This window comes from Mycolicibacterium aurum, from assembly GCF_900637195.1.
Taxonomy (GTDB): Bacteria; Actinomycetota; Actinomycetes; order Mycobacteriales; family Mycobacteriaceae; genus Mycobacterium; species Mycobacterium aurum.
In genome coordinates this window covers 4,728,178-4,751,703 of sequence record NZ_LR134356.1, presented here as the reverse complement: position 1 = coordinate 4,751,703, position 23,526 = coordinate 4,728,178, and the positions used below count along the sequence as shown (strand labels likewise).

Sequence of the window (23,526 nt, the reverse complement as noted above, 5' to 3'; positions counted from 1 at the left end):
GCACGATGAATGTACACCCGTGTCCGTCGGCCCGGGGTCAGACTTCAGTCGGTGAACGCGTGGCAGCATGGGCTAAGACCAGAGTGGGTTTTGAGGGAGTCCGGTGACACGGGTGCGTTGGCTACAGGCGATGGCCGTGATCGGTGCGACAGCGCTGCTCATGGCCTCCAGCTGTTCGTGGCAGCTCGGCGTCCCCATTCCCGACGGAGTTCCACCCCCGCCCGGAGACCCCGTCCCGCAAATCGACACGTACGCATCCGGCAGGCCCGCCGACCAGCTGCACGAGTGGGCCGCCGAGCGGGCACCGGCGCTGGGGATCCCGGTGACTGCGCTGGAGGCCTACGCCTACGCCGCCAGGGTGGCCGAGGTCGAGAACCCGGACTGTCACCTGGCGTGGACCACGCTGGCGGGCATCGGTCACGTCGAGAGCCACCACGGCACCTATCGCGGCGCCACCATCTCACCCGAGGGCGAGGTGACGCCGCCGATCCGCGGTGTCCTGCTCGACGGCACCGGCGGCAACCTGGAGATCCTCGACCACAGTTCGGTCAGCCACGACCCGGCCATCGAGAACAAGGGTGACGAGCCGTACGCCCGGGCGATGGGTCCCATGCAGTTCATCCCGGAAACCTGGCGGCTCTACGGCGTCGACGCGAACAACGACGGCGAGGTCAGCCCCGACAACATCGACGATGCCGCGCTGTCGGCCGCGGGCTACCTGTGCTGGCGGGGAAAGGATCTGTCCACGCCGCGGGGCTGGATGGAGGCACTGCGGGCCTACAACCACTCCGATCAGTACGCGCGGACGGTGCGCGACTGGGCGACGGCCTATGCCGACGGACATGCGCTCTGAAGGCGCCCGCCGACCGGCCACGCTCTAGGCTGAGTACGTTTCCGCACGCCGCGACCACAGACCAGGAGGCAACAAGTGCCCATCATCGAGCAGGTCGGAGCCCGCGAGATCCTCGATTCCCGGGGAAATCCCACCGTCGAGGTCGAGGTGGGCCTGCTGGACGGGACTGTCGCGCGTGCTGCCGTCCCCTCTGGTGCCTCGACAGGCGAACACGAAGCGGTCGAGCTGCGTGACGGCGGCTCCCGTTACCTCGGCAAGGGCGTGGAGAAGGCCGTCGAGGCGGTGCTCGACGAGATCGCACCCGCGGTGATCGGGCTGGGTGCCGACGAGCAGCGCCTGGTCGACCAGGCGCTGGTGGATCTGGACGGCACTCCCGACAAGTCGCGACTGGGGGCCAACGCGATCCTGGGCGTGTCGCTGGCGGTGGCCAAGGCCGCGGCGCAGTCCGCCGAACTTCCGCTGTTCCGCTACCTCGGCGGACCCAACGCGCACATCCTGCCGGTACCGATGATGAACATCATCAACGGCGGCGCCCACGCCGACAGCGGCGTCGACGTCCAGGAGTTCATGATCGCCCCCATCGGTGCGCCCAGCTTCAAGGAGGCGCTGCGCTGGGGTGCCGAGGTGTACCACTCCCTGAAGTCCGTGCTCAAGAAGCAGGGCCTGTCCACCGGCCTCGGCGACGAGGGCGGTTTCGCGCCGGATCTGCCCGGCACCACGGCCGCACTCGACCTGATCGCCGCCGCCATCGAGGGCGCCGGCTACAAGGTGGGCAGCGACGTGGCGCTGGCGCTCGACGTGGCCGCCACCGAGTTCTACACCGAGGGAACCGGTTACGCGTTCGAGCGGGAGACCCGCACTGCGGAGCAGATGGCGTCCTTCTACGAGAACCTGGTGAGCACGTACCCGTTGGTGTCGATCGAGGACCCGCTGTCCGAGGACGATTGGGACGGCTGGGTGGCGCTGACGACTGCGATCGGCGACAAGGTGCAGATCGTCGGCGACGACCTGTTCGTCACCAATCCCGAGCGCCTGGAGGATGGCATCGACAAGGGTGCGGCCAACGCGCTGCTGGTGAAGGTGAACCAGATCGGCACGCTGACCGAGACCCTTGACGCGGTCGCGCTCGCCCACAACAGCGGCTACCGGACGATGATGAGCCACCGCAGCGGTGAGACTGAGGACACCACGATCGCCGATCTCGCCGTCGCGGTCGGCAGCGGTCAGATCAAGACCGGCGCCCCGGCCCGCAGTGAGCGCGTCGCGAAGTACAACCAGCTGCTCCGTATCGAAGAGGAACTCGGCGACGCCGCCCGCTACGCAGGCGACCTGGCCTTCCCTCGATTCTCGGTGGAGACCAAATAGCCCGTGCCCGAAGCAAATCGGCCTGACCCGCGCCGGAGGTCCTCCGCGGACGCGAGGAGCAAGAAGGCTCCCGCGTCGCGGCCGGGCAAGTCCGCCAAGGCCGGCGACTCCGCGCGGGGAAAGCCGCGCGGGACGGGCGCGCGCCGCGAGATCCGCAGCGCAGAGCCCGGACCGCAGAAGGCGATCACCGCGGGTCCGGCCGGCAGCGCGCCGGACGACGACGCCGGGTTGATCGACGACGACCGCGACGGTGGCGGCTCGATCCGGGAGTCGATCATCGCGTCTGCCGAGGCGGCCGCGGAGCAGCGGTTCGGTTCGGCCGCTCGGCGGGCGGCCATTCTGGCGGCGGTGGTGTGCGTGCTGACGCTGACGATCGCCGGTCCGGTGCGGACGTACTTCGGGCAGCGCACGGAGATGAAGCAACTCCAGGCCAGCGAAGCCCAACTGCGGCAGCAGATCTCGGAATTGGAGGAGCAGAAGGCCAAGCTCGCCGATCCGGTGTTCATCGCCGCGCAGGCCCGCGAACGTCTCGGCTTCGTGATGCCCGGTGAGATCCCGTACCAGGTGCAGCTTCCCCCGGGGGCCGAGGTGCCCAACGCCCCGACCGACGAGCTGACCGAGGCGACCAACACCGACCCCTGGTACACGTCCCTGTGGCACACCATCGCCGATGCGCCGCACGGCGCACTTCCGACGGCTCCGCCGCCGCCCCCCGGTGCGCCCAGCGCGCCAGAACCCATCGCGCCGAGTGCGCCGCCGCCCGGTGGTTGAGCAGTCCGATCTCGACGCCGTCGCGCGGCAGTTGGGCAGGGAGCCCCGCGGCGTGCTCGAGATCGCCTATCGATGCCCCAACGGCGAGCCGGCCGTGGTGAAGACGGCGCCGAAACTGCCTGATGGAACACCGTTTCCGACGCTGTACTACCTGACCCATCCGGTGCTGACGGCCGCTGCCAGCCGGCTCGAATCGTCGGGAATGATGCGCGACATGACCGAACGTCTCGGGCAGGACCCCGAGCTTGCGGCTGCGTACCGGCGTGCGCACGAGTCCTTTCTCGCCGAACGGGATGCGATCGAATCCCTGGGCACGACGTTCTCCGGCGGCGGTATGCCGGACCGGGTCAAGTGCCTGCACGTGGTGATCGCGCATGCGCTGGCGAAGGGGCCGGGCGTGAACCCGTTCGGAGACGAGGCGCTGGCTGTGCTGGCGGTAGAGCCCGAGATGGCAGGAATCCTCGACAGGAAGGTGTGGGTCTCATGAGTCGCGTAGCCGCGGTCGACTGCGGGACGAACTCGATTCGGTTGCTGGTCGCCGATGTCAGCGACGGCAGGTTGCGCGACGTGCACCGGGAGATGCGGATCGTGCGTCTCGGTCAGGGGGTCGACGCCACCGGAGAGTTCGCGCCGGAGGCGCTGGCGCGCACGCACGCGGCGCTCGTCGACTATGCCGAGGTGATGCGCCGCCACGGCGTCGGCGCCGTCCGGATGGTCGCGACGTCGGCGGCGCGGGACGTATCCAACCGTGAACAGTTCTTCGCGATGACGTCGGAGGTCCTCGGCACCGTCGTGCCCGGCGCGGTGGCCGAGGTGATCACCGGCGCCGAAGAAGCGGAGCTGTCCTTTCGGGGCGCCGTCGGTGAACTCGATTCTGCTGAAGCACCTTTCGTCGTCGTCGATCTCGGCGGCGGCTCGACCGAGGTGGTGCTCGGTTCCGGGGATGTGACGGCAGGCTATTCGGCGAACATCGGCTGCGTCCGGCTCACCGAACGCTGCCTGCGCTCGGATCCGCCCACCGATGACGAGATCACCGCAGCGCGGCAGGTGGTGCGCGACGCGCTGGCCGACGTGCTGGCGGCGGTGCCCGTGGAACAGGCGCACACCTGGGTGGGGGTGGCGGGCACGATGACCACGCTGGCTGCGCTGGCCCACAAGATGACCACCTACGACGCCGACTCCATCCATCTGTCCCGGGTCCCGTTCGACGACCTGCTCTCCGTGTGCGCGGAGCTGCTGGCGATGACCCGCCAGCAGCGGGCGGCTCTCGGCCCGATGCACGAGGGCCGCGTCGACGTCATCGGCGGCGGAGCGCTGATCGTGCAGGAGCTGGCCGCGGTGCTGGGGGAGCGTGCCGGTATCTCGGAGCTGGTGGTCAGCGAGCACGACATCCTCGACGGCATCGCGCTGTCCATCGCGTAAAGCGCGGGTGGGCGAGGGTCAGTGCGACGCGGCGCGCCGCATCCTGGGTCGCCGCTTCGTCGGGTCGTGCTGTCCTGCCAGCGTGACCGCAAGCAGCGCCATCACCGCGCCCAGTCCCAGGTGCAGCCAGTTGGTGGCAGAGTTGAGTGGGATCACGTGGGCATCGCTGCCGAACTCCACGAGCACACCGTAGAGCCACAGTCCGAGGTACAGCGCGCCACCGGCCAGCAGATAGGCCCGGGAGCCCGCATAGGTCCTGGCGAAGTAGAACCCCGCCGCGCCCATCACCAGGTGTACGAGGTTGAGCACCGCGCACACCGCGAACGTGCCGAAAAGCCTTGCGCCGGAATGATGGCCGAACCAGGAGAGTTGGTCGAGATCCGTGGTCGCGCCCGGCACGAAGCCGAGCGCCCCGATCACGATCAGCACGACCGCCATGATCACGGCGGCGCCCTGTACTGCCATGTATTTGGGAGTTCTCGACATCCGGCCCTCCCTCGCATCATCGGCACGCCCTGCTTATTGACGAACGTGCTGGGGGAGATACCCATCCTGCGCCCGGTGTAACACCCGGGCGCAGGCGAGCTGTCACGAACGCAGAATGGAGGCGAGCGCGTCGAGGACGGCGGGGTCTTCGATGGTCGACGGCACGGGCTCGTCGCGGCCCGCGGCAATCCCGCGCATCGTCTTGCGCAGGATCTTGCCCGACCGGGTTTTCGGCAGCGCCGGGACGACGTCGACGAGTTTGAACGACGCCACCGCGCCGATCTCGTCGCGTACCAGCTGGACGAGCTCGTCGGCCAGACCGTCGGTGGTGGCGCCTGCTTTGACGACCACCAGGCCGCGGGGGGCCTGCCCCTTGATCTCGTCGGCCACGCCGATCACCGCACACTCGGCCACCGACGGGTGCGTGGCCAGCACCTCTTCGATGGCTCCGGTCGAGAGGCGGTGCCCGGCAACGTTGATGACGTCGTCGATGCGGCCCATCACGTACAGGTAGCCGTCCTCGTCGAAGTGGCCGCCGTCTCCGGTCAGGTAGTAGCCGGGATGCTCGGTCAGGTACGACACCTCGAAACGGTCGTCGGCGTTCCACAGTGTCGGCAGAGTGCCGGGCGGCAGCGGCAGCCGAATGCAGATCGAGCCCTCTTCGCCGGTGGCGCACTCGTGCCCGTGGTCGTGCATGATCCGCACATCGAAACCGGGCATCGGCACGGTGGGAGAGCCCGCCTTGATCGGAAGTTGTTCGATCCCCATCGGATTGGCCGCGATCGCCCACCCGGTCTCGGTCTGCCACCAGTGGTCGATCACCGGCACGCCGAGCTTCTCCGACGCCCAGTGGTAGGTGTCGGGATCTGTCCGCTCGCCGGCCAGGAACAGATACTTCAGCTGCGAAAGGTCGTGCTTGGCGTCGGGGCCGTGCAGGTAGGTGCCGTCGGGGTCTTCCTTGCGGATCGCGCGGATCGCCGTGGGCGCGGTGAACAGCGCCTTCACCCCGTGCTCGGACGCGACCCGCCAGAACGCTCCCGGATCCGGGGATCCCACCGGCTTTCCTTCGTAGAGCACCGTCGTGGCGCCGAGCAGCAGCGGCGCGTAGACGATGTAGGAGTGGCCGACCACCCAGCCCACGTCGGACGCCGCCCAGAACACCTCACCGGGCGCGATGTCGTAGATGTGGCGCATGCTCCACAGCAGCGCGACGGCATGCCCGCCGTTGTCCCGGACGATGCCCTTCGGCTTGCCCGTGGTGCCCGAGGTGTACAGCACGTACAGCGGATCGGTCGCGGCCACCGGCACCGGGTCGACGGGATCGGCGTCGGCCATCACGTCGGCCCAGTCCAGATCCCGGCCCTCGATCAGGTCGCAGCGCAGTCGATCCCGTTGCACCACAACGCAGTGCGCGGGCGGATGCTTGGCCATCCCGATCGCGGCGTCGAGCATCGGCTTGTACTCGACGATGCGCGACGGCTCGATGCCGCAGGACGCGGACACGATCACCGTCGGCCGCACATCGTCGATACGCACCGCGAGCTCGTGGGGCGCGAATCCGCCGAACACCACCGAATGCACGGCGCCCAGCCGGGCGCAGGCGAGCATCGCGATGACGGCCTCGGGGACCATGGGCATGTAGATGACGACGCGGTCGCCCTTGCCGACGCCTAGGGCGCGCAGACCGCCGGCGAACCGGGCGGTCTGGTCCAGCAGCTCGGCGTAGCTGTAGGTGCGCTTCGTGTCGGTGACGGCCGAGTCGTAGATCAGGGCCGCCCGTTCGCCGTGACCGGCCTCGACGTGCCGGTCGAGCGCGTTGGCGCAGGTGTTGAGCTCGGCGTCGGGAAACCACCGGTAGAACGGCGGATGGCTGTCATCGAGAATGCGCCCGGGGGGCTTCACCCAGGTCACAGCCTTGGCGGCCTCGGCCCAGAACGCTTCCGGGTCGTTGGTGCTGGCGTCGAAGAGGTCGCGATATCCGGGCATAGCAGCACCGTAGCCCCTTCCCATTAGTCTCAGGGCCATGACAAACCAACCCCCGCCGATCGGAGGGGTACGCCGCAGTCATGTCCCCGTCCACGGGGTCAATTTCCACGTGACCGAGGCCGGGCCGGAAGACGGCCGGCCTGTCCTGGCGCTGCACGGCTGGCCCCAGCACCACTGGGTGTACCGCGATCTGCTGGCGAACCCGCCCGAGGGGCTGCGCATCATCGCTCCCGACCTGCCCGGCTACGGATGGTCGGGGCCGCCGCCGCACCGGTGGGCCAAGGAGGACGTCGTCAGCGATCTGGTGGCGCTGCTGGACGCGCTGGGGGTGGACCGGTTCCTGCTCGTCGGCCATGACTGGGGCGGCTACATCGGGCATCTGCTGACGCTGCGTATCCCTGAGCGCATCGACGGGTACCTGGCGCTGAACATCGCCCACCCGTGGGTGCCGCCGAAGGTGATGGCACCGCACATCTGGCGCTTCCTGCAGTACCAGCCGTTCGTGGCGTTCCCCGGGGTCTACCTGCAGCGCAAGACCAATTACCTGACGAAGATCTACAAGCGCGCGGCGCCCAACCTCGATCCGCAGACCGTGCGGGTGTACACCGAGCGGTTCCGCGATCCGGTGGTCGCCCGCACCGCGCGCGACACCTACCGGACGTTCCTGCTGCGCGAGGTTCCGGCGAGTGTGCGCAACGGCGAGCGGCGCCGGTCCACGGTGCCGACGCGGGCGCTGTTCGGTCGCGAGGATGCCGCCATCCATCCCGATCTGGCCGCAGCCGAGACGGCCCGCAGCGAGGACTACACGCTGGAACTGGTCGACGGCGGCCACTTCATTCTCGACGAGCAGCCACACCTGGTGCGCGCCAAGCTGATCGCGCTCGCGGAGGAGTTCCCCGCCAAGTAGCCGTGGCACCGCGAAATATCATTCCGGGTCGTTGAGAGGCCCCCAATCGCAGCCTGGAATGATATTTCGCGAGCGAGGGGCCTACTGCTGGAAGCGGTAGCCCATGCCGGCCTCGGTCAACAGGTGCACCGGGTGTGACGGGTCGTCTTCGAGCTTGCGCCGCAACTGCGCCAGGTACACCCGCAGATAGTGGGTTTCCTTGGCGTAGGCGGGTCCCCACACCTCTTTGAGCAGTTCCTCGCGGCCCACCAGCTTGCCGCGATTGCGCACCAGCATCTCCAGCATCCCCCACTCGGTGGGCGTCAGATGCACCTCGGTGCCGTTCCTGGTGACCTTCTTGGCGGCGAGGTCGACGGTGAACGACGACGTCTCGATCACGGGTTCGTCGGTGTCGGCGGCACTGACGCCGCGCCGTACCGCGGCCCGCAGCCGGGCCAGGAACTCGTCCATGCCAAAGGGCTTGGTGACGTAGTCGTCGGCGCCGGCGTCGAGCGCCTCGACCTTGTCCGACGAATCGCTTCGGGCGGACAGCACGATCACCGGCGCCGTGAGCCATCCACGCAGGCCGCCGAGAACGTCGATGCCGGACATGTCGGGCAGGCCGAGGTCGAGCACGATCACGTCCGGTCGGCGTTCGGCGGCCAGGCGCAGGGCATCGGCACCGGTGGCGGCGGTGAGTACCTCGTAGCCGCGCACCGACAGGTTGATGCGCAGGGCGCGCAGGATCTGCGGTTCGTCGTCGATGACGAGGACGCGGGTCTTGTGCTGTGGTTCGGTCATGGCGCTGCCAGATCGATCTCGACGGTCAGGCCGCCGCCTGGGGTGTCGGTCGCGGAGATGGTGCCCCCCATGGACTCGACGAATCCTCGGGCGACCGACAATCCCAGGCCCACACCACTGCTGGTGTCCTGGTCGCCGAGTCGCTGGAACGGCGCGAACAGTTCCGTCTCGGCGCCGCGCGCGATGCCCGGCCCTTCGTCTGCCACCCTGATGAGCACGCGATCACCGATCCGTCCTGCCGTCACCCGCACCGGACCATCGTGGGCGTAGCGCAGCGCGTTGTCGATGACGTTGGCCAGCACCCGTTCGAGCAGTCCGCTGTCGGCCATCACGACGGTGCCGTCGACCTCCAGCTTCACCCGGTCAAGGCCGCCACGTAAACCGGTGTTGCCGTGGCTGATCCCCACCAGGGCGCGCGGAACGGCTTCCTCGAGGTAGACCTCGCGCAGCTCGGGGCGCACCACCCCGGCGGCCAGCCGTGACGAGTCCAGCAGGTTGCCGACCAGCGCGGCGAGCTGATCGAGCGACTCCTCGACGGTCGCCAGCAGCTCGGCGGTGTCTTCCGGGGAGAAGCCGATGTCGTCGCTACGCAGGCTCGACACCGCGGCCTTGGCGGCGGCCAGCGGCGTGCGCAGGTCGTGGCTGACGGCCGAGAGCAGCGACCGGCGCAGCTCGTCGGCCCGGGCTATCGCCTCCGCTTTGCCGGCCTCCTCGGTGAGTTCCTGCTGCCTGGCCAGGCCTGCCGCCTGGTTGGCCACCGCGCTGAGCACCCGCCTGTCGCGCGCGGTCAACGTGCGGCCGGCCATCACCAACCAGAAGTCGTCGGGGTCGGCGTCGGTGCCGACTTCGATTGCGGTGTCGGCCTCCTCGACCGTGACACACGGATCGGCACCCGCGCAGCCGACCACGCCGCCGTCGCCGCGAACCAGGCTCACCGACCGCTGGGAGTACGCCTCGCGGATGCGTTCGAGCAAGGTGTTCAGATCGGCACCACGCAGCACTGAGCCGGCGAACAGCGCGAGTAGCTCGGCTTCCTGTGCGGCGCGCCGGGATTCGCGTGCCCGGCTGGCCGCTCCGTCGACGAGTGCCGCGACGGCGACGGCGACGGCCAGCAGCACGATGATCGTGATGGCGCTGTCGGGTTCGGAGATGGTGAACGTGTAGCGTGGGTCGACGAGAAAATAGTTGAGCAGTATGCCGGACAGGAAGGCCGAAAGGGCAGCGGGCGCAACGCCTCCGAGAAGAGCGACGACCAGGACGCCGATGAAGAAGATCGCGCTCTCGCCGCCGATGCCCAGCAGCGGGTCGAGCAGGACTCCGGCTGCGCAGAAGACGGACGGGACGATCACGGCGGCGAGCCAGGACGCGACGTGGCGCTCGCGCGGTGAGATTCTGGCCCACAGCGACGGTCCGCGCGCCTCGTCGTGGGTGACCATGTGGACGTCGATCTTGCCGGACTGCTGCACCACCGCGGCGCCGATGCCTTCGTCGAAGATCCTGGCCCACCGTGAGCGGCGCGACGTGCCGATGACCAGTTGGGTGGCGTTCATCTCGCGCGCGAAATCGAGGAGGGCGCCCGGCACCCCGCCTGCGTCGGCACCGACGACGGTGTGCAGCGTCGCGCCGAGCGACCCGGCGAGTTCGCGTACCCGGCCCATCATCGGCGCCGACACCCCGGACAGCCCGTCGCCGCGTGCCACGTGGACGACCATCAATTCGGCGCTGGACTTCGATGCGATCCGGGATGCCCTGCGTACCAGCGTTTCCGATTCCGGGCCGCCGGTGACGGCGACGACAACCCGCTCGCGGGCCTCCCAGGTTGCGGTGATCTTGTTGTCGGCGCGGTACTTCTCCAGCGCGGCGTCCACCTGGTCGGCCAGCCACAGCAGCGCCAGTTCCCGCAGCGCGGTCAGGTTGCCGCGACGGAAGTAGTTGGACAGGGCCGCGTCGATGCGCTCCGGGGCATAGACGTTTCCGTGCGCGAGCCTGCGTCGCAGTGCTTCCGGCGTGATGTCCACCAATTCGATCTGGTCGGCGGAGCGCACGATCTCGTCGGGGACCTTCTCCTGCTGCTCGATGCCGGTGATCTGGGTGACGACGTCGTTGAGGCTCTCCAGGTGCTGCACGTTGACGGTGGTCACCACCGTGATGCCGGCGGCGAGCAGTTCCTCGATGTCCTGCCACCGCTTCGCATTTCTGCTGCCCGGCGCGTTGGTGTGGGCGAGTTCGTCGACCAGCACCACCTGCGGGTCGCGCCGCAGCACCGCGTCGATGTCGAGCTCGGTGAAGCTTCGGCCGCGGTATTCGAGGATCTTCGGCGGCACCGTTTCGATGCCCTCGTACAGCTCGGCGGTCTTGGCCCGTCCGTGGGTTTCGACGACCGCTGCCACCACGTCGGTGCCGCGCTCCATGCGCCGGTGCGCCTCCCCGAGCATCGCGTACGTCTTGCCGACGCCGGGAGCTGCGCCCAGGTAGATGCGCAGCTCCCCACGTCTGCGGTCCGGCGAGCTCATCTGCCCATCATCCACCCTGCCGGTCCAGGGCCAGGTTGAGTTCCAGCACGTTGACCCGGGGTTCGCCGAGGAAGCCCAGGCCGCGGCCCTCGGTGTGCTCGGCGACCAGAGCGCGCACCTGGTCGGGGGATTCACCGCGGGCGGCGGCGACGCGGTCGACCTGCAGCTCGGCGTACTGCGGCGAGATGTCAGGGTCCAGGCCGCTGGCGCTGGCGGTGACGGCGTCGGCGGGCACGGCCGGATCGGCGGGCGCCGCACCGCGGATCGGCACGAGCTGGCCGATGCTGTAGTCGTCACCGGACTCCGCGCACTCGACCCGGACGCCGTCGTAGGTCTCCACGAACGGGGCCGGGGTGGTATCGCACGGTTCGTTCACGCTGACCACCCTGGCGGGGTCGACGACATTGCCGCGGCTGTCGCGCGGTCCGATCACCGACAGCACGGCGCCCACGCCCTCACCGGTGCAGAACGGCCGCGCGCCGCTGACGCCGTCCCGCTCGCCGACCTCGGCGCTGCGCGAGCACACCAGGGTCAGCAGGCTCGGCTTGTCCGGGGCGTCGACCAGGCTCTCCGGGCCCAGGTTGCTCGCGCTGGTGGCCATGGGGTCGTATCCGTCGCCGGCGGCGGACGGCCGCCCCTGGAAGTACTGCGGCAATGGGTTGCCGTCGGCGTCGGTGTAATTCTGCCCGATCAGGCTGCTGCCCACCGCCTGCCCGTTGGCGTCGACGATCGAGCCGTTGGCCTTGTCGGACAGGAAGGGCGCCTGGGCAATGAGCCACACCAGTAGCGGATACGCGAGCCCGAGCACGACGGTGAAGACGAGCAGCGCACGTAGCGCGGCCCAGTGCTGTCGAACGATGGTGGAGAAGTTCATGTCACATCCCAGGTAGGAGTTGGATGACGAGGTCGATCAGCTTGATCCCGATGAACGGGGCGACGATGCCGCCGAGCCCGAAGATGCAGAGGTTGCGGCTCAGTAGCTTCGAGGCGCTGCTCGGGGTGTAGCGAACACCCCGCAGCGACAACGGGATCAGCGCGATGATGACGATGGCGTTGAAGATGACCGCGGACAGGATCGCCGACTGCGGACTGTGCAGCCGCATGATGTTGAGCAGGTCCAGGCCGGGGAACAAGCCGACGAACAGCGCCGGGATGATCGCGAAGTACTTGGCGATGTCGTTGGCGATCGAGAACGTGGTCAACGCGCCGCGGGTGATCAGCAGCTGCTTGCCGATCTCGACGATCTCGATCAACTTGGTCGGGTCCGAGTCGAGGTCGACCATGTTGCCGGCCTCTTTGGCCGCCGACGTGCCGGTGTTCATCGCCACGCCGACGTCGGCCTGGGCCAGGGCGGGCGCGTCGTTGGTGCCGTCGCCGGTCATCGCGACCAGCCGGCCGCCGGCCTGCTCCTTCTTGATCAACGCCATCTTGTCCTCCGGCGTCGCTTCGGCGAGGAAGTCGTCCACGCCGGCCTCGTCGGCAATCGCTTTGGCGGTCAACGGGTTGTCGCCGGTGATCATGACGGTGCGGATGCCCATCCGGCGCATCTCGTCGAACCGTTCCCGCATACCCTGCTTGACAACGTCTTTGAGGTGGATGACGCCGAGCACTGTTGCCGTACCGTCTCTGATCTCGCCGACGGCCAGCGGCGTGCCGCCGGCCGCGGAGACGCCGTCGACGATGTCGCCGAGTTCGGTGGGCACGGTGCCACCTTCGGAGCGCACCCATTCGGCCACCGCGCTGGTCGCGCCCTTCCGCAGCCGGTGCGCGCCGACGTCGACTCCCGACATCCTGGTGGTGGCACTGAACTCGATCCATGTCGCGTCCGCCAGCTCGCCCGGGGTCCTGGCCCGAAGTCCGTACTGCTCCTTGGCGAAGACGACGATCGAGCGGCCTTCCGGCGTCTCGTCGGCGAGGCTGGACAGCTGCGCGGCGTCGGCGAGTGCTTGCGGTGAGACGCCGGCGAGCGGGATGAACTCCGAGGCCTGCCGGTTACCCAGGGTGATGGTGCCGGTCTTGTCGAGCAGCAGGGTGTTCACGTCGCCTGCTGCCTCCACGGCGCGGCCCGACATCGCCAGCACGTTGCGCTGCACCAGTCGGTCCATGCCGGCGATACCGATGGCGGACAGCAGCGCCCCGATGGTGGTCGGGATCAGGCACACCAGCAGCGACACCATCACGATGCCGGTGATGCCGTTGGCGTTGAGCGCCAGGCTGTCCGGCACGCCGGGGTTGTTCATCTTCGAGTAGATCGCCAGCGGCTGCAGGGTTGCGACGGCGAAGACGAAGATGATCGTCAACGAGGCCAGCAGGATGTTCAGCGCGATCTCGTTCGGCGTCTTCTGCCGGTCGGCGCCCTCGACGAGGGCGATCATCCGGTCGATGAAGCTCTCGCCCGGCTTCTGGGTGATCTTGACGACGATCCGGTCGGACAGCACCGTGGTGCCCCCGGTGACCGCGGACCGGTCTCCGCCCGACTCGCGGATCACCGGTGCCGATTCGCCGGTGATGGCCGACTCGTCGACCGAGGCGATGCCTTCGACGACGTCGCCGTCGCCTGGGATGGTCTGGCCGGCTTCGACGACCACGATGTCGCCCTGCTGCAGCAGCGGTGCGGCCACTTCCTCCTCGCGTCCGGCGGAACCCGGGGCCCATCCGTCGAGGCGGCGCGCCATCATCGAGGTCTTGGCTTTCCGCAGGCTTTCGGCCTGGGCTTTACCGCGGCCCTCGGCGACGGCTTCGGCGAGATTCGCGAAAATCACTGTCAGCCAGAGCCATCCCACGATGAGCCAGGCAAACCATGACGGATCCAGGAACGCCAGGACGGTACTCCACGCCGCACCCACCTCGACGATGAGCATGACAGGGTTACGCCACAACGTGCGTGGGTCGAGTTTGCGCAACGCCTCCGGCAGCGCTGTCCACAGCATCGCGGGGTCGAGTAGGCCGCCACTGATCTTGCCGGACGGCGTTGCGGCCGAATGCTTTCGGTGGGCGGATTCGATGGTGGTGACGGTCATGAGTGGATTCCTTCAGCGAGGGGTCCGAGCGCGAGCACGGGCAGGAAGGTCAGGGCGACCAGGATCAGCGTCACGCCGGCGACCATGCCGACGAACTGCGGCCGGTGCGTGGGGAGTGTGCCAACGGATTCCGGCGTCCTGCCCTGCTTGGCCAATGCGCCGGCCAGGGCGAGCGCAAAGATGATCGGCAGGAACCGGCCGAAGAGCATCGCCAGACCCAGTGCGGTGTTGTACCAGGTGGTGTTCACGCTGATGCCGGCGAACGCCGAGCCGTTGTTGTTGGCCGCCGAGGTGAACGCGTAGAGCACTTCGGACAGCCCGTGCGGGCCGGTGTTGAGCATGCTGGCGCGCTGTTCGGGCATGGCCATGGCCACCGCGGTGCCGGTGAGCACGATCAGCGGTGATATCAGGAAATAGGTTGCCGCCAGCTTGATCTCGCGTGGGGTGATCTTCTTGCCGAGGTACTCCGGCGTACGACCCACCATCAGGCCCGCGACGAAGACGGTGATGATCGCCAGGATCAGCATGCCGTACAGGCCGGAACCCACGCCGCCGGGCGCGACCTCGCCGAGCATCATGTTGAACATCGTCATCATGCCGCCGAGGCTGGTGTAGGAGTCGTGGAACGAGTTGACCGCACCGGTGGACGTCAGGGTGGTCGCGGCTGCGAATACCGCCGAATTGGCCACGCCGAAGCGCTGTTCCACGCCTTCCATCGATGCGCCGGCGGCGGTGGGGACGGTGCCGTGGTGCTGGAGCTGGAAGAACATCGTCAGGCTGACGCTGACCAGCGCGATGATCGACATCACCGCGACGATCGCCAGTCCTTGTCGGCGCCCGCCGGGTTCGCCCACCATGCGCCCGAAGGTGCGGGGGAGGGAGAAGGCGATGACGCTGAGCAGGAAGATCTCCACCCAGTTGGTCCAACTGGTGGGGTTCTCGAACGGGTGCGACGAGTTGGCGTTGAAGAATCCGCCACCGTTGGTGCCGAGCTCTTTGATGACCTCCTGGCTGGCGACCGGCCCACCGGGGATGGTCTGCTGGACTCCCGTCAGCGTGTTCACGATCTGATCGTGAAGGTGGAAGTTCTGGATGACGCCGCCGGAGATCAGGATGACCGCGCCGATGACGGACAGCGGCAACAGGATTCGGAATGCGCCCCGGACCAGGTCCACCCAGAAGTTGCCGAGCTCCCCGGTGCTGCGCCGGGTCAGGCCGCGGACGAACGCGATCGCCACCGCGATGCCGACGGCGGCCGAGACGAAGTTCTGCACCGTCAGCCCGGCCATCTGCACCAGATGGCCCTGCGTCGATTCACCCGAGTAGGCCTGCCAGTTCGTGTTGGTCACAAAGCTGACGGCGGTGTTCCACGCCAGTGCCGGCGTCATCTCGGTGCCGGGGTCGGTCAGCGCCAGCGGCAGCGTGCCCTGGACCAGCTGCAAGACGAACAGGAACAGGATGCTCACGGCCGAGAAGGCCAGCACGCTGCGCGCGTACGCGCCCCACGTCTGCTCGGCCTTCGGGTCGGCGCCGATGAGTCGGTACACCAGGCCTTCGGCACGTGAGTCCTTGGTGGTCGTGTACACGCGGTACATGTAGTCGCCGAGCGGCACGTGCACGGCGGCGAGGGCGATGACGAGCGAGAGCAGGAACAGGACTCCCGCGGCGGTGGTGCTCACTAGAACCTCTCCGGGAACAGCAGCGCGACGAACAGGAATACGGCGATCACGGCGGCGAGCGCGAGGCCGATCAGGTTCTGGGTCACAGGGTCTCGACCCATTTCTGAATCAGGCCGAACAGGGCGAAGACCGCCACTGTCAGCGCGATGTAGATGACGGTCGTCACGACTATCAGCACTCCTGCATTCGTTGACGCACCCGCCGGAAGTGGCGGGCGCGGACGCCAACGTATGCCCGTCAAGTGCCCCGTGAGCTGGGCGTTGACGGTTTCTTGACACCCTGACCCTGCGTTTTTACGGACTTCGTGCGGCTGTCAGGGGGCCGTCAAAGTCTGGGAGTCGAATGTCAAGAAACCGCATGGATCGATGACTGCTCCCAGATTGTGCGCGTACACCGAATGCATGACCGTTCTCGACGTCCCGCTGGCCCCGCACCGCCTGGTCTCCGCCATCCGGTCGGTGCGACGGATTCTGCCCATGGCCGGCTGCGCCGTGCCTGCGGCGGCCCTGCGGGATCCTGCTGTCGCAGCGTGGGTTCGAGCGCAGGGGCTCGCGGTCACCGCCTGTGGCGACGACGAACTCGACCTGGTGAGGGCCGGCGGGATACGCCCGGTGCACGTGGTGTTGCGCTGCTGCCCGGAGACGACGACGATTCGCCGCGCCGCGGCCCTTGGTGTGGTGCGCTACGTCGTGTCGGCGGACAGACACGTCGACGTGCTCACTGAGTGCCCTGCGCCCACCAAGCACGTCTATCTCGACGACCGGGGGCCTGCGGTTCTCGGTGAACGCCGACTCGATGTCGTCGGGATGCATTGCGACGTCGACGTTCGGCGAGGAGTGGACGAGTGGGCCGCGGCTACGGAACGGCTGCTGGCCCGAATCGCGTTGATGCGCGAGTGCGGGCTGACCCTGACCCGGGTCAGCCTGGCAGGTGGGCCGGTCGGCACCTGGCTTGCGGGCGGCGGTCAGGAGCTGACGGCCATCGCGACGGCTGTCGACGAAGCGCTCGATGACGGATGCGCGCGGTGGCGCCTGCCCCGGCCTGCGGTGGCGTTGGCCCCGCTGGGGACATGACCCGCCGGGCGGGTCAGCGCGCGACGACGCCGGCAGCTCGGGCGCTGGCGACCCACCCTTCCCAGGCGTTCTCGCCGGCAACGAACACGATCAGGACCGTCGCCATCGCGATCGACGAGACGATCCAGTACACCAGCGGGGACACCGACCCGGGCGTTGCCGACAGCATCATCCCGAGGCTTGCCACGACGGCGAGCACGGCCGTCAACCAGGTTCGCCGCGTCTCGCGCGCGATGGAGGGTCGTGCCTGAGGAAACTCAGTGGTTCCAGCCATGGCTCCACGGTGGGGCTGCTGCCTAAGAGGCTCCTCACCGATAGCTGTGGAATGGCTATGAAGTGTGCGGTGTGGCTAGGACGGCGGCCGTTCGTGGGTGACGGCCTGGTAGCCGTGGGCACTGGCCCGCTGCACGAGAGCACGAACGATGCCGACGACGAGGCCCTGGATGGCCGCCGCGGCGATCACGGTCTTCATGGATTGACTGAGGTCTTTCGGGTCCGGTGGCTCAGCGTCGTTCTCGCCGACGCGCTGCCATATCTGCCCGAAGATCGCGCCGGCAAGCAAACCCCCTCCGATGCCTGTTGCCACCGACAGCGGCGTATACAGCGACCGTGCGATCTTGCTCATCGTCACTCCAAATCTTTTCCGGCGCGGGGACGGCTGCGGGACGTCTACCCCCGTAGCCCCTGGTCAAACTCGGTGCACCCGGTCAGACCGGGTGGGAGTATCAGCCGATGGATGCCAACCCTGCGGACCCTGACGCGGACTGGGATCGCCGCGAGCGGCACGAGACCGGCACCGAGCGGCTGGACCGCAACTGGGCGAGCCTGCTGCAGGAACTGCGGGTGGTGCAGACCGGGGTGCAGCTGCTGACGGGGTTTCTGTTGACGTTGCCGTTCCAGCAGCGATTCGACATCCTCGACGACGGCATGCAGGCGGTGTATCTGGCGACGGTATGCGCGGCGGTCGTGTCGACGGCGCTGCTGGTCGCCCCGGTGGGAATGCACCGCCTGCTCTTTCACCGGCATCGACTCGCGGCTCTGGTGCGTGCCGCGCACCTCTGTGCCTATGCCGGCCTGCTGCTGCTGGGCGTCGCGGTCACCGGGATGACCGTGATCATCTTCGACGCAGTGGCGGGCCTGTATCCGGCACTGATTGCGGGGATCAGCGTGCTGGTGGTGTTCACTGCGTTCTGGCTCGTCCTCCCGCTGGCGATGAGGAACGGAGCACGTCAACCACCGGCGCCGTAGTTTTGGCCGGTCGGTCCCGGGTACGCACGCACGGTGAGCAGCGACGTGACGCCCGAGGCCGTGATCCCCTACCCCGGTGAGACCGCCGACATGAGTGAAAAGCCCCGCGACGAGATGCGGGACTATGTCGGCTCCGGGCTGCTGGCCGGCAAGCGGGCGCTGATCACCGGTGGCGACTCCGGCATCGGAAGGGCCGTCGCGGTCGCGTTCGCCAAGGAGGGCGCCGACGTGTCGATCGCGTACCTGAACGAGACGTCCGACGCCGCCCACACCGTGTCGCTGATCGAGGCGGCAGGCCGACGCGGCATTGAGCTGCCCGGCGACCTCGCGGAACCGGCACACTGCCGCAGCATCGTCGAACAGACGGTGAAACAGCTTGGCGGACTGGACATCGTGGTGAACAATGTCGCTTTCCAGTCGCCGCAGGACGACCTTTCGGAGATCTCCGACGATCAGTGGCGCCGCACGTTCGCGGTCAACATCGACAGCTTCTTCCACGTCACCAAAGCGGCGTTGCAGCACCTCCCGGACGGGTCGGCGATCATCAACACCGCATCCATCAACGGGCTGCGCGGCAACAAGTCCTTGATCGACTACTCCGCCACCAAGGGCGCTGTCATCGCGTTGACGTACTCGTTGGCGCAGTCGTTGACCTCGCGCAAAATTCGGGTCAACTGCGTCGCACCGGGCCCGGTGTGGACCCCGCTCATCCCGGCCACCATGGACGCCGAGAAGGTGGAGAACTTCGGTGCTCAGGTGCCGATGGAGCGGGCGGCGCAGCCCGATGAGATCGCACCGTCGTATGTGTTTTTCGCGGCCTCACGCATGTCGTCGTATTACAGCGGTGAGGTGCTCGCTCCGATCGGCGGCGAGACACTGCCCGGCTGAGCGTGGTCAGACGCGCTGATACTTCAGGTACAGGTAATCGGACGCCGCCAGGACGTGGGCCAGTCGCAGGCTGGTAGGCGCGGCGATGCTCGCAGGCGCGCCGCCTCCGAGTGGCTGACTCCCGGCCAGACACGGCGCCAGGGTCACGCACAGCTCGTCGACGAGGTCGTTATCGACCAGCTCGTCGAGCAGCGTCGGACCGCCCTCGCACAGGATGCGCTCCATCCCTTGCTCGTTGAGTAGCCGTATCGCCTCCGGCACGTCGACGGCGTGGTCACCGGCGGCCAGGACGCGACAGGGTGTCTCGCGCTCTCGGGCGCTACGCGTACTGGTGATCAGGATCGGTGGCGTGGGCGACTCCAGCAGGCGGTCCGGAAGCCGTCCCGACTGCGACACCACGGCAATCGGCGGCGGCGTGTCGCCCAGTCCCAGTTCGCGGCGCTGTTCGAGGTGGTCGGACCGTAGCCGGACGGGCCCGTAGTTCTCGGCGCGCGCTGTGCCCGCCCCGACGAGGACGACGTCGGTGTACGCGCGTAACGCGAGCAGGAGTTGATAGTCCGCGGCGTTCGACAGCGGTCCCGCGCGACCCTGGAACGCGGCGGCGCCGTCGGCGCTGAAGATCATGTTTGCGCGCAATCCCGGTGGCGCCGGACGATATCCGTGGTCCTCGATGGCGCCGCCGTCGTCGATCGTCGTGACCGCGGTCATGCGTTGTGACCGGGTTCCAGATCGCGGACGTCGGAGAAGGTGATCAGGTCGCCCAGTTCGTCGGGCGCATTGCCGGCGACGGGCTCGATGAGATGTCCGACGTGATCGCCGAGATCGAACCTGTCGATGACGTGCCCGACGAACCACGCCGGCGCTGCGTCGAGGATCGGCATCCCCTGCGGGCCGGAATGCCATGCGCATTCGGCGAACTTGTCTTCTGTGTCACCGGTCTTCTCGCCGAACAACTCGGCGAGAGCCAACTCCTCGCGGGGCAGCAGGTGCACTGCCAGGTACTCGGCGTCCTGTGCGACGGCGAAGGTGTGGTTCCGTCGGGACAGTCCGACCAGGAATCTCGGCGGGTTGATGCTCGTCTGCGAGGTGAAGCCGACCAGACATCCGGACCGGTGGCCATCCGCCATCGTGGTGACGACGAACATCGGGTAGTCGAGCAGCCCCACCAGGCTGTCGAATGACGCCGCGCCACCATCGCCGCCCTGGTCGCCCATAACTGGCAACGTTACCGCCACTTCGGCGCCTCAAACGCCGTATATCGTCGTCGGTGACGGCGGTTACATCGCGGTGATGCCGCGGATGCGCGGTGAACCGCCGAATCGGTTGCTGCAGAGCTTATTCGGTTTTGCGTACGGTCGATATCCGCCCCTATGCCGGCCAGAACCGCGGCAGCGAGGGTGAGGGGGTCGTGATCGTCGGCGCTCGGCGCGTTTGGGTGACCGATCCCCGGGTACGTCGTGGGCATGAAGGCAGTTACCTGGCATGGCCGCAGAGATGTACGAGTCGACACCGTCGCAGACCCGAAGATCGAGGAACCTACCGATGCGATCATCGAGGTGACCTCCACCAATATCTGTGGATCCGACCTGCATCTGTATGAAGTACTCGGTGCATTCATGAACGAGGGCGACATCCTCGGCCACGAGCCCATGGGCATCGTTCGCGAGGTGGGGTCGGCAGTGTCCAACCTTGCGGTGGGGGACCGGGTGGTCATCCCGTTCCAGATCTCCTGTGGCCATTGCTACATGTGCGACATGCATCTCTACACCCAGTGCGAGACCACGCAGGTGCGCGACCAGGGGATGGGCGCTGCACTGTTCGGATTCTCCGAGCTCTACGGTTCCGTCCCCGGCGGGCAGGCTGAGTATCTGCGAGTCCCGCAGGCACAATTCACTCACATCAAAGTTCCTGAGGGCCCGGCAGATTCGCGCTTCGTCTACCTCTCGGATGTCTTGCCGACCGCCTGGCAGTCGGTGGCGTACGCCGACATCCCCGACGGCGGGACGGTCACCGTGCTCGGGCTCGGCCCGATCGGCGACATGGCGTCGCGTATCGCGCAGCATCTGGGATACCAGGTGTTCGCCGTCGACCGTGTCCCGGAGCGACTCGCCCGGGCCGCCGAGCGCGGCATCCACACCATCGATTTCTCCAACGTGGACGGCTCGGTGGGCGACGAGGTTCGTCGCCTCACCGGTGGCCGTGGAAGTGACTCGGTGATCGACGCTGTCGGCATGGAAGCCCACGGGTCGCCGGTGGCGCGTGCCGCCCAGACCGCGGCGACATTCCTGCCGGACGCGCTCGCGAAGCCCTTCATGCAGAAGGCGGGTGTGGATTGCCTGGACGCGCTGTACACGGGCATCGACGCGGTGCGACGCGGAGGCACCTTGTCGCTGATCGGCGTGTACGGCGGCATGGCCGATCCGCTGCCGCTGCTGACGATGTTCGACAAACAGATTCAGGTGCGGATGGGCCAGGCCAACGTCAAGAAATGGGTGGACGACATCCTGCCGCTGCTGACCGACGCCGACCCGCTCGGTGTGGACAGTTTCGCGACGCATGTGCTGCCGCTGGAAGATGCTCCGCACGCCTACGAGATCTTCCAGAAGAAGCAGGACGGTGCGGTGAAGGTCATCCTTCAGCCGTGAGCTGCAGTGACGGTGTGAGCCGGGAGTTTTCGGGGTAGAAGACTGGCCGTGAGGCTCACCCGCAGCAAGCTTGACGGGCCCGGGATTGCGCGCAAGCGCCGCGGGAAGGGATTCGCCTATTACGGCCCCGACGGTGCGCTGCTCGACGACCCCGACGCCGAGCAGCGCATCAAGGATCTGGTCATCCCGCCGGCCTGGAAGCACGTCTGGATCAGCCCCCGCCCGTCGGGCCACATCCAGGCCGTCGGTGTCGACGCCGCCGGCCGAAAGCAGTACCTGTACCACGAGAAATGGCAGCAGGAGCGGGCCGAAGAGAAGTTCGACCGGGTTCTCGAACTCTCGGAGCGCCTGCCGCAATGGCGTGCCCAGATCTTCAAGGATCTGCGCAAGCGCGGGCTCGTCCGCGAGCGCGTGTTGGCGCTCGCGCACCAGCTGCTCGATCGCGGCTATTTCCGGGCCGGGGGTGAAGCGTCGGCCGAGGAGTTCGAACACTACGGACTGGCGACCTTGCTCTGCGAACACGTGACGTTGCGTAGCACAGCAGTGGTCTTCGATTTTCCCGCCAAGAGCGGTGTGCAGCGCTACATCGAGATTGACGATCCCGAGGTCGTGCGTACGGTGCGCGCCCTGGTGCGCCAGGACGGACGCCCGGACCGATTGCTGGTGTGCCGCGGTGGTTCTGGCAAAGACTGGATCGACCTGCGCGCTGACGACGTCAACGCGCGTTTCAAGGAACTGGTCGGCGACGAGTACACCATCAAGGACCTGCGCACCTGGCACGGGACGGTCCTGGCCGCTGCGGCATTCGCCGTCGCCAAGGAGCCGACGTCGAAGACGGCGGTCAAGCGGGAGGCCTCGGCGGTGATGAAAGAGGTCGCTCACGAGTTGGGCAACACCCCGGCGGTGGCCAGGCAGTCTTACGTCGATCCGCGGGTGGTCGACGGATACGCCCGGGGCATCACGATTGCGTCGGCGGTGAAGCGGGCCGGAAAGTCTGACGATCCCGACGAAGGGCAGGCGATTCTGGAGAAGGCCACCAGGTCGCTGATCCGCCGCGTCGCCAAGGGCTAGTTGTCGGTTTTGCCTGCGAGTGGGCGGGGAAGCCAATAGCACAGCATTTCCGACGGAGGAGGTAGGCGTTATGCCGAACTCATCGATCAAGAACGAAAAGATGTACGACGATCTTCGCCGCGAGGGTAACTCGAAGGAGAAGGCGGCGCGGATATCTAATGCCGCCGCGGCTCGCGGCGCGTCGTCAGTCGGCAGGAAGGGCGGCAAGTCCGGGTCGTACTACGACTGGACGGTGGGTGATCTGAAGCAGCGCGCCAAGGAACTGGGTATTTCCGGATACTCCCATTTGACCAAGGACAAACTCATCGCCACCCTGCGCGAGCACTGAGGCGGCGTCGACTGCACGCGCTCACGGCCTGTCGGCAGTAGCGAATTCGACTGGCGTTCCGCTGCTTATCGAGTGATCAGTCGTCCGAAGCCTGTCAGCTGTCGTCGCTGCGCGCCTCGGCGCCGGACTCACCGGCGTCGAAATCGTCATCGGAGCTAGAACGCCCAACGTAGGGCCCACTGGCTGAGTCTTGCTCGCCCTCATCATTGGACGCGCGTGAACCCGCCACTTTGGAGTCCACCTCGACGTCGGATTCGGCCTTCTCGGAACCTGGATCACTCATGGTGCCCAGATGCCCTGACACAGGGCCGCTGAAACGCCTACATGTATTACGGCAAGTATTACGTAACATGGCTAACCGTTTGCGCGGGTGTTCGCAGGGCTATTCGGCCGACGTAGAGGACGCGGGTCACAGAGGCCCGCCGCGCACCTTGCGTTCGCCCTGCGACGCATAGCGAATTGCCGCGTCTGAGCGCGTAATGCTCGGTCGC

General features: G+C 67.6%; 26 protein-coding genes. 12 read left to right on the top strand and 14 right to left on the bottom strand.

From position 1 onward, the window contains the following. Positions 1 to 103: 103 nt before the first annotated feature. The 5 genes from EL337_RS22345 to EL337_RS22325 all read left to right on the top strand — a co-directional run bounded on the left by EL337_RS22345 (position 104) and on the right by EL337_RS22325 (position 4,411). The gene (locus EL337_RS22345) at positions 104 to 853 is read left to right on the top strand and encodes a lytic transglycosylase domain-containing protein (RefSeq protein WP_048632882.1); all 750 of its coding nucleotides are present in this window, start codon (positions 104 to 106) and stop codon (positions 851 to 853) included. A gap of 75 nt (positions 854 to 928) precedes the next feature. Further along, entirely contained in the window at positions 929 to 2,218 is a 1,290-nt protein-coding gene (gene eno / locus EL337_RS22340) for a phosphopyruvate hydratase (protein ID WP_048632883.1), read from the top strand. A gap of 3 nt (positions 2,219 to 2,221) precedes the next feature. After that, positions 2,222 to 2,989 carry an FtsB family cell division protein gene (locus EL337_RS22335; protein ID WP_048632884.1) on the top strand — a complete coding sequence of 256 codons (768 nt, stop codon included), beginning with the start codon at positions 2,222 to 2,224 and terminating at the stop codon, positions 2,987 to 2,989. Then, positions 2,982 to 3,476 carry a DUF501 domain-containing protein gene (locus EL337_RS22330; protein WP_048632981.1) on the top strand — a complete coding sequence of 165 codons (495 nt, stop codon included), beginning with the start codon at positions 2,982 to 2,984 and terminating at the stop codon, positions 3,474 to 3,476. The genes EL337_RS22335 and EL337_RS22330 overlap by 8 nt, the downstream gene beginning before the upstream one ends. Then, complete coding sequence (locus tag EL337_RS22325) at positions 3,473 to 4,411, top strand: Ppx/GppA phosphatase family protein (RefSeq protein ID WP_048632885.1); 939 nt, start codon at positions 3,473 to 3,475, stop codon at positions 4,409 to 4,411. The genes EL337_RS22330 and EL337_RS22325 overlap by 4 nt, the downstream gene beginning before the upstream one ends. An 18-nt stretch (positions 4,412 to 4,429) precedes the next feature. On the opposite strand, the gene EL337_RS22320 is transcribed toward EL337_RS22325, so the two are convergent. Further along, on the bottom strand, positions 4,430 to 4,897 hold the full coding sequence (locus EL337_RS22320) for a DUF4383 domain-containing protein (RefSeq protein ID WP_048632886.1): 468 nt from the start codon (positions 4,895 to 4,897) through the stop codon (positions 4,430 to 4,432). Positions 4,898 to 4,999: 102 nt separating this feature from the next. Beyond that, positions 5,000 to 6,883, bottom strand: a complete 1,884-nt coding sequence (locus EL337_RS22315; protein ID WP_048632887.1) for a propionyl-CoA synthetase — start codon at positions 6,881 to 6,883, stop codon at positions 5,000 to 5,002. A 37-nt stretch (positions 6,884 to 6,920) separates the two neighbouring features. Between EL337_RS22315 and EL337_RS22310 the strand changes: the two genes are divergently transcribed. After that, the gene (locus EL337_RS22310; RefSeq protein ID WP_048632888.1) at positions 6,921 to 7,790 is read left to right on the top strand and encodes an alpha/beta fold hydrolase; all 870 of its coding nucleotides are present in this window, start codon (positions 6,921 to 6,923) and stop codon (positions 7,788 to 7,790) included. 81 nt (positions 7,791 to 7,871) lie between these two features. Here EL337_RS22310 and EL337_RS22305 read toward each other — a convergent pair whose 3' ends face one another. The 7 genes from EL337_RS22305 to EL337_RS29200 are packed head-to-tail and all read right to left on the bottom strand — an operon-like array spanning position 7,872 to position 15,960. After that, entirely contained in the window at positions 7,872 to 8,570 is a 699-nt protein-coding gene (locus EL337_RS22305) for a response regulator (protein ID WP_048632889.1), read from the bottom strand. Beyond that, positions 8,567 to 11,083, bottom strand: a complete 2,517-nt coding sequence (locus tag EL337_RS22300) for a DUF4118 domain-containing protein (protein WP_126316650.1) — start codon at positions 11,081 to 11,083, stop codon at positions 8,567 to 8,569. Before EL337_RS22300 ends, EL337_RS22305 begins: the two co-directional genes overlap by 4 nt. A 7-nt stretch (positions 11,084 to 11,090) precedes the next feature. Continuing rightward, a complete protein-coding gene (locus EL337_RS22295; protein WP_048632891.1) occupies positions 11,091 to 11,957 on the bottom strand; it encodes a potassium-transporting ATPase subunit C in 867 nt (288 codons plus the stop codon). Position 11,958: 1 nt separating this feature from the next. After that, complete coding sequence (gene kdpB / locus EL337_RS22290) at positions 11,959 to 14,103, bottom strand: potassium-transporting ATPase subunit KdpB (protein ID WP_048632892.1); 2,145 nt, start codon at positions 14,101 to 14,103, stop codon at positions 11,959 to 11,961. Beyond that, complete coding sequence (kdpA, locus tag EL337_RS22285; RefSeq protein WP_048632893.1) at positions 14,100 to 15,782, bottom strand: potassium-transporting ATPase subunit KdpA; 1,683 nt, start codon at positions 15,780 to 15,782, stop codon at positions 14,100 to 14,102. The genes kdpB and kdpA overlap by 4 nt, the downstream gene beginning before the upstream one ends. Continuing rightward, positions 15,782 to 15,883, bottom strand: coding sequence for a potassium-transporting ATPase subunit F (locus tag EL337_RS22280; protein ID WP_109860124.1), 102 nt, complete (start codon positions 15,881 to 15,883; stop codon positions 15,782 to 15,784). Before EL337_RS22280 ends, kdpA begins: the two co-directional genes overlap by 1 nt. Next, entirely contained in the window at positions 15,865 to 15,960 is a 96-nt protein-coding gene (locus EL337_RS29200; RefSeq protein WP_170216901.1) for a potassium-transporting ATPase, read from the bottom strand. The genes EL337_RS22280 and EL337_RS29200 overlap by 19 nt, the downstream gene beginning before the upstream one ends. A 223-nt stretch (positions 15,961 to 16,183) precedes the next feature. Between EL337_RS29200 and EL337_RS22275 the strand changes: the two genes are divergently transcribed. Further along, the gene (locus tag EL337_RS22275) at positions 16,184 to 16,855 is read left to right on the top strand and encodes a type III PLP-dependent enzyme domain-containing protein (protein ID WP_048632894.1); all 672 of its coding nucleotides are present in this window, start codon (positions 16,184 to 16,186) and stop codon (positions 16,853 to 16,855) included. 13 nt (positions 16,856 to 16,868) lie between these two features. Here the strand turns inward: EL337_RS22275 and EL337_RS22270 are convergent, their stop codons facing one another. After that, on the bottom strand, positions 16,869 to 17,129 hold the full coding sequence (locus EL337_RS22270) for a hypothetical protein (RefSeq protein ID WP_048632895.1): 261 nt from the start codon (positions 17,127 to 17,129) through the stop codon (positions 16,869 to 16,871). A gap of 75 nt (positions 17,130 to 17,204) precedes the next feature. Then, on the bottom strand, positions 17,205 to 17,480 hold the full coding sequence (locus EL337_RS22265) for a DUF4235 domain-containing protein (RefSeq protein WP_048632896.1): 276 nt from the start codon (positions 17,478 to 17,480) through the stop codon (positions 17,205 to 17,207). Between the two features lie 107 nt (positions 17,481 to 17,587). Here EL337_RS22265 and EL337_RS22260 point away from each other — a divergent pair, with 107 nt between their 5' ends. Both EL337_RS22260 and EL337_RS22255 read left to right on the top strand, forming a co-directional pair. After that, the gene (locus EL337_RS22260; RefSeq protein ID WP_048632897.1) at positions 17,588 to 18,103 is read left to right on the top strand and encodes a DUF6328 family protein; all 516 of its coding nucleotides are present in this window, start codon (positions 17,588 to 17,590) and stop codon (positions 18,101 to 18,103) included. A gap of 33 nt (positions 18,104 to 18,136) precedes the next feature. Further along, positions 18,137 to 18,991 carry an SDR family oxidoreductase gene (locus EL337_RS22255; RefSeq protein ID WP_048632898.1) on the top strand — a complete coding sequence of 285 codons (855 nt, stop codon included), beginning with the start codon at positions 18,137 to 18,139 and terminating at the stop codon, positions 18,989 to 18,991. A 6-nt stretch (positions 18,992 to 18,997) separates the two neighbouring features. Here EL337_RS22255 and EL337_RS22250 read toward each other — a convergent pair whose 3' ends face one another. Together EL337_RS22250 and EL337_RS22245 are read right to left on the bottom strand one after the other, a co-directional pair. Next, positions 18,998 to 19,699 (bottom strand): pyrimidine reductase family protein, encoded by a 702-nt coding sequence (locus EL337_RS22250; RefSeq protein ID WP_048632899.1) that lies wholly within the window; start codon positions 19,697 to 19,699, stop codon positions 18,998 to 19,000. Then, positions 19,696 to 20,205 (bottom strand): flavin reductase family protein, encoded by a 510-nt coding sequence (locus tag EL337_RS22245; RefSeq protein ID WP_048632900.1) that lies wholly within the window; start codon positions 20,203 to 20,205, stop codon positions 19,696 to 19,698. Before EL337_RS22245 ends, EL337_RS22250 begins: the two co-directional genes overlap by 4 nt. Positions 20,206 to 20,454: 249 nt before the next feature. On the opposite strand from EL337_RS22245, the gene EL337_RS22240 reads away from it, so the two are divergent. The 3 genes from EL337_RS22240 (at position 20,455) to EL337_RS22230 (ending at position 23,035) form a co-directional block, all read left to right on the top strand. Beyond that, positions 20,455 to 21,636, top strand: coding sequence for a zinc-dependent alcohol dehydrogenase (locus EL337_RS22240; RefSeq protein ID WP_048632901.1), 1,182 nt, complete (start codon positions 20,455 to 20,457; stop codon positions 21,634 to 21,636). Positions 21,637 to 21,684: 48 nt separating this feature from the next. Next, the gene (locus tag EL337_RS22235; RefSeq protein ID WP_048632902.1) at positions 21,685 to 22,707 is read left to right on the top strand and encodes a DNA topoisomerase IB; all 1,023 of its coding nucleotides are present in this window, start codon (positions 21,685 to 21,687) and stop codon (positions 22,705 to 22,707) included. A gap of 70 nt (positions 22,708 to 22,777) precedes the next feature. After that, positions 22,778 to 23,035 carry a DUF7218 family protein gene (locus EL337_RS22230; protein ID WP_048632903.1) on the top strand — a complete coding sequence of 86 codons (258 nt, stop codon included), beginning with the start codon at positions 22,778 to 22,780 and terminating at the stop codon, positions 23,033 to 23,035. Positions 23,036 to 23,129: 94 nt separating this feature from the next. On the opposite strand, the gene EL337_RS22225 is transcribed toward EL337_RS22230, so the two are convergent. Then, positions 23,130 to 23,318, bottom strand: a complete 189-nt coding sequence (locus EL337_RS22225; RefSeq protein WP_048632904.1) for a hypothetical protein — start codon at positions 23,316 to 23,318, stop codon at positions 23,130 to 23,132. Positions 23,319 to 23,526 lie beyond the last annotated feature (208 nt).

Bases quoted from the DNA above. Each gene is read 5' to 3' on its own strand.
- EL337_RS22325 (WP_048632885.1), top strand. From the start codon at position 3,473: ATGAGTCGCGTAGCCGCGGTCGACTGCGGGACGAACTCGATTCGGTTG.
- EL337_RS22320 (WP_048632886.1), bottom strand. From the start codon at position 4,897: ATGTCGAGAACTCCCAAATACATGGCAGTACAGGGCGCCGCCGTGATC.
- EL337_RS22315 (WP_048632887.1), bottom strand. From the start codon at position 6,883: ATGCCCGGATATCGCGACCTCTTCGACGCCAGCACCAACGACCCGGAA.
- EL337_RS22310 (WP_048632888.1), top strand. From the start codon at position 6,921: ATGACAAACCAACCCCCGCCGATCGGAGGGGTACGCCGCAGTCATGTC.
- EL337_RS22305 (WP_048632889.1), bottom strand. From the start codon at position 8,570: ATGACCGAACCACAGCACAAGACCCGCGTCCTCGTCATCGACGACGAA.
- EL337_RS22300 (WP_126316650.1), bottom strand. From the start codon at position 11,083: ATGAGCTCGCCGGACCGCAGACGTGGGGAGCTGCGCATCTACCTGGGC.
- EL337_RS22295 (WP_048632891.1), bottom strand. From the start codon at position 11,957: ATGAACTTCTCCACCATCGTTCGACAGCACTGGGCCGCGCTACGTGCG.
- kdpB (WP_048632892.1), bottom strand. From the start codon at position 14,103: ATGACCGTCACCACCATCGAATCCGCCCACCGAAAGCATTCGGCCGCA.
- EL337_RS22280 (WP_109860124.1), bottom strand. From the start codon at position 15,883: ATGGGTCGAGACCCTGTGACCCAGAACCTGATCGGCCTCGCGCTCGCC.
- EL337_RS22275 (WP_048632894.1), top strand. From the start codon at position 16,184: ATGACCGTTCTCGACGTCCCGCTGGCCCCGCACCGCCTGGTCTCCGCC.
- EL337_RS22270 (WP_048632895.1), bottom strand. From the start codon at position 17,129: ATGGCTGGAACCACTGAGTTTCCTCAGGCACGACCCTCCATCGCGCGC.
- EL337_RS22265 (WP_048632896.1), bottom strand. From the start codon at position 17,480: ATGAGCAAGATCGCACGGTCGCTGTATACGCCGCTGTCGGTGGCAACA.
- EL337_RS22260 (WP_048632897.1), top strand. From the start codon at position 17,588: ATGGATGCCAACCCTGCGGACCCTGACGCGGACTGGGATCGCCGCGAG.
- EL337_RS22250 (WP_048632899.1), bottom strand. From the start codon at position 19,699: ATGACCGCGGTCACGACGATCGACGACGGCGGCGCCATCGAGGACCAC.
- EL337_RS22245 (WP_048632900.1), bottom strand. From the start codon at position 20,205: ATGGGCGACCAGGGCGGCGATGGTGGCGCGGCGTCATTCGACAGCCTG.
- EL337_RS22240 (WP_048632901.1), top strand. From the start codon at position 20,455: ATGAAGGCAGTTACCTGGCATGGCCGCAGAGATGTACGAGTCGACACC.
- EL337_RS22230 (WP_048632903.1), top strand. From the start codon at position 22,778: ATGCCGAACTCATCGATCAAGAACGAAAAGATGTACGACGATCTTCGC.
- EL337_RS22225 (WP_048632904.1), bottom strand. From the start codon at position 23,318: ATGAGTGATCCAGGTTCCGAGAAGGCCGAATCCGACGTCGAGGTGGAC.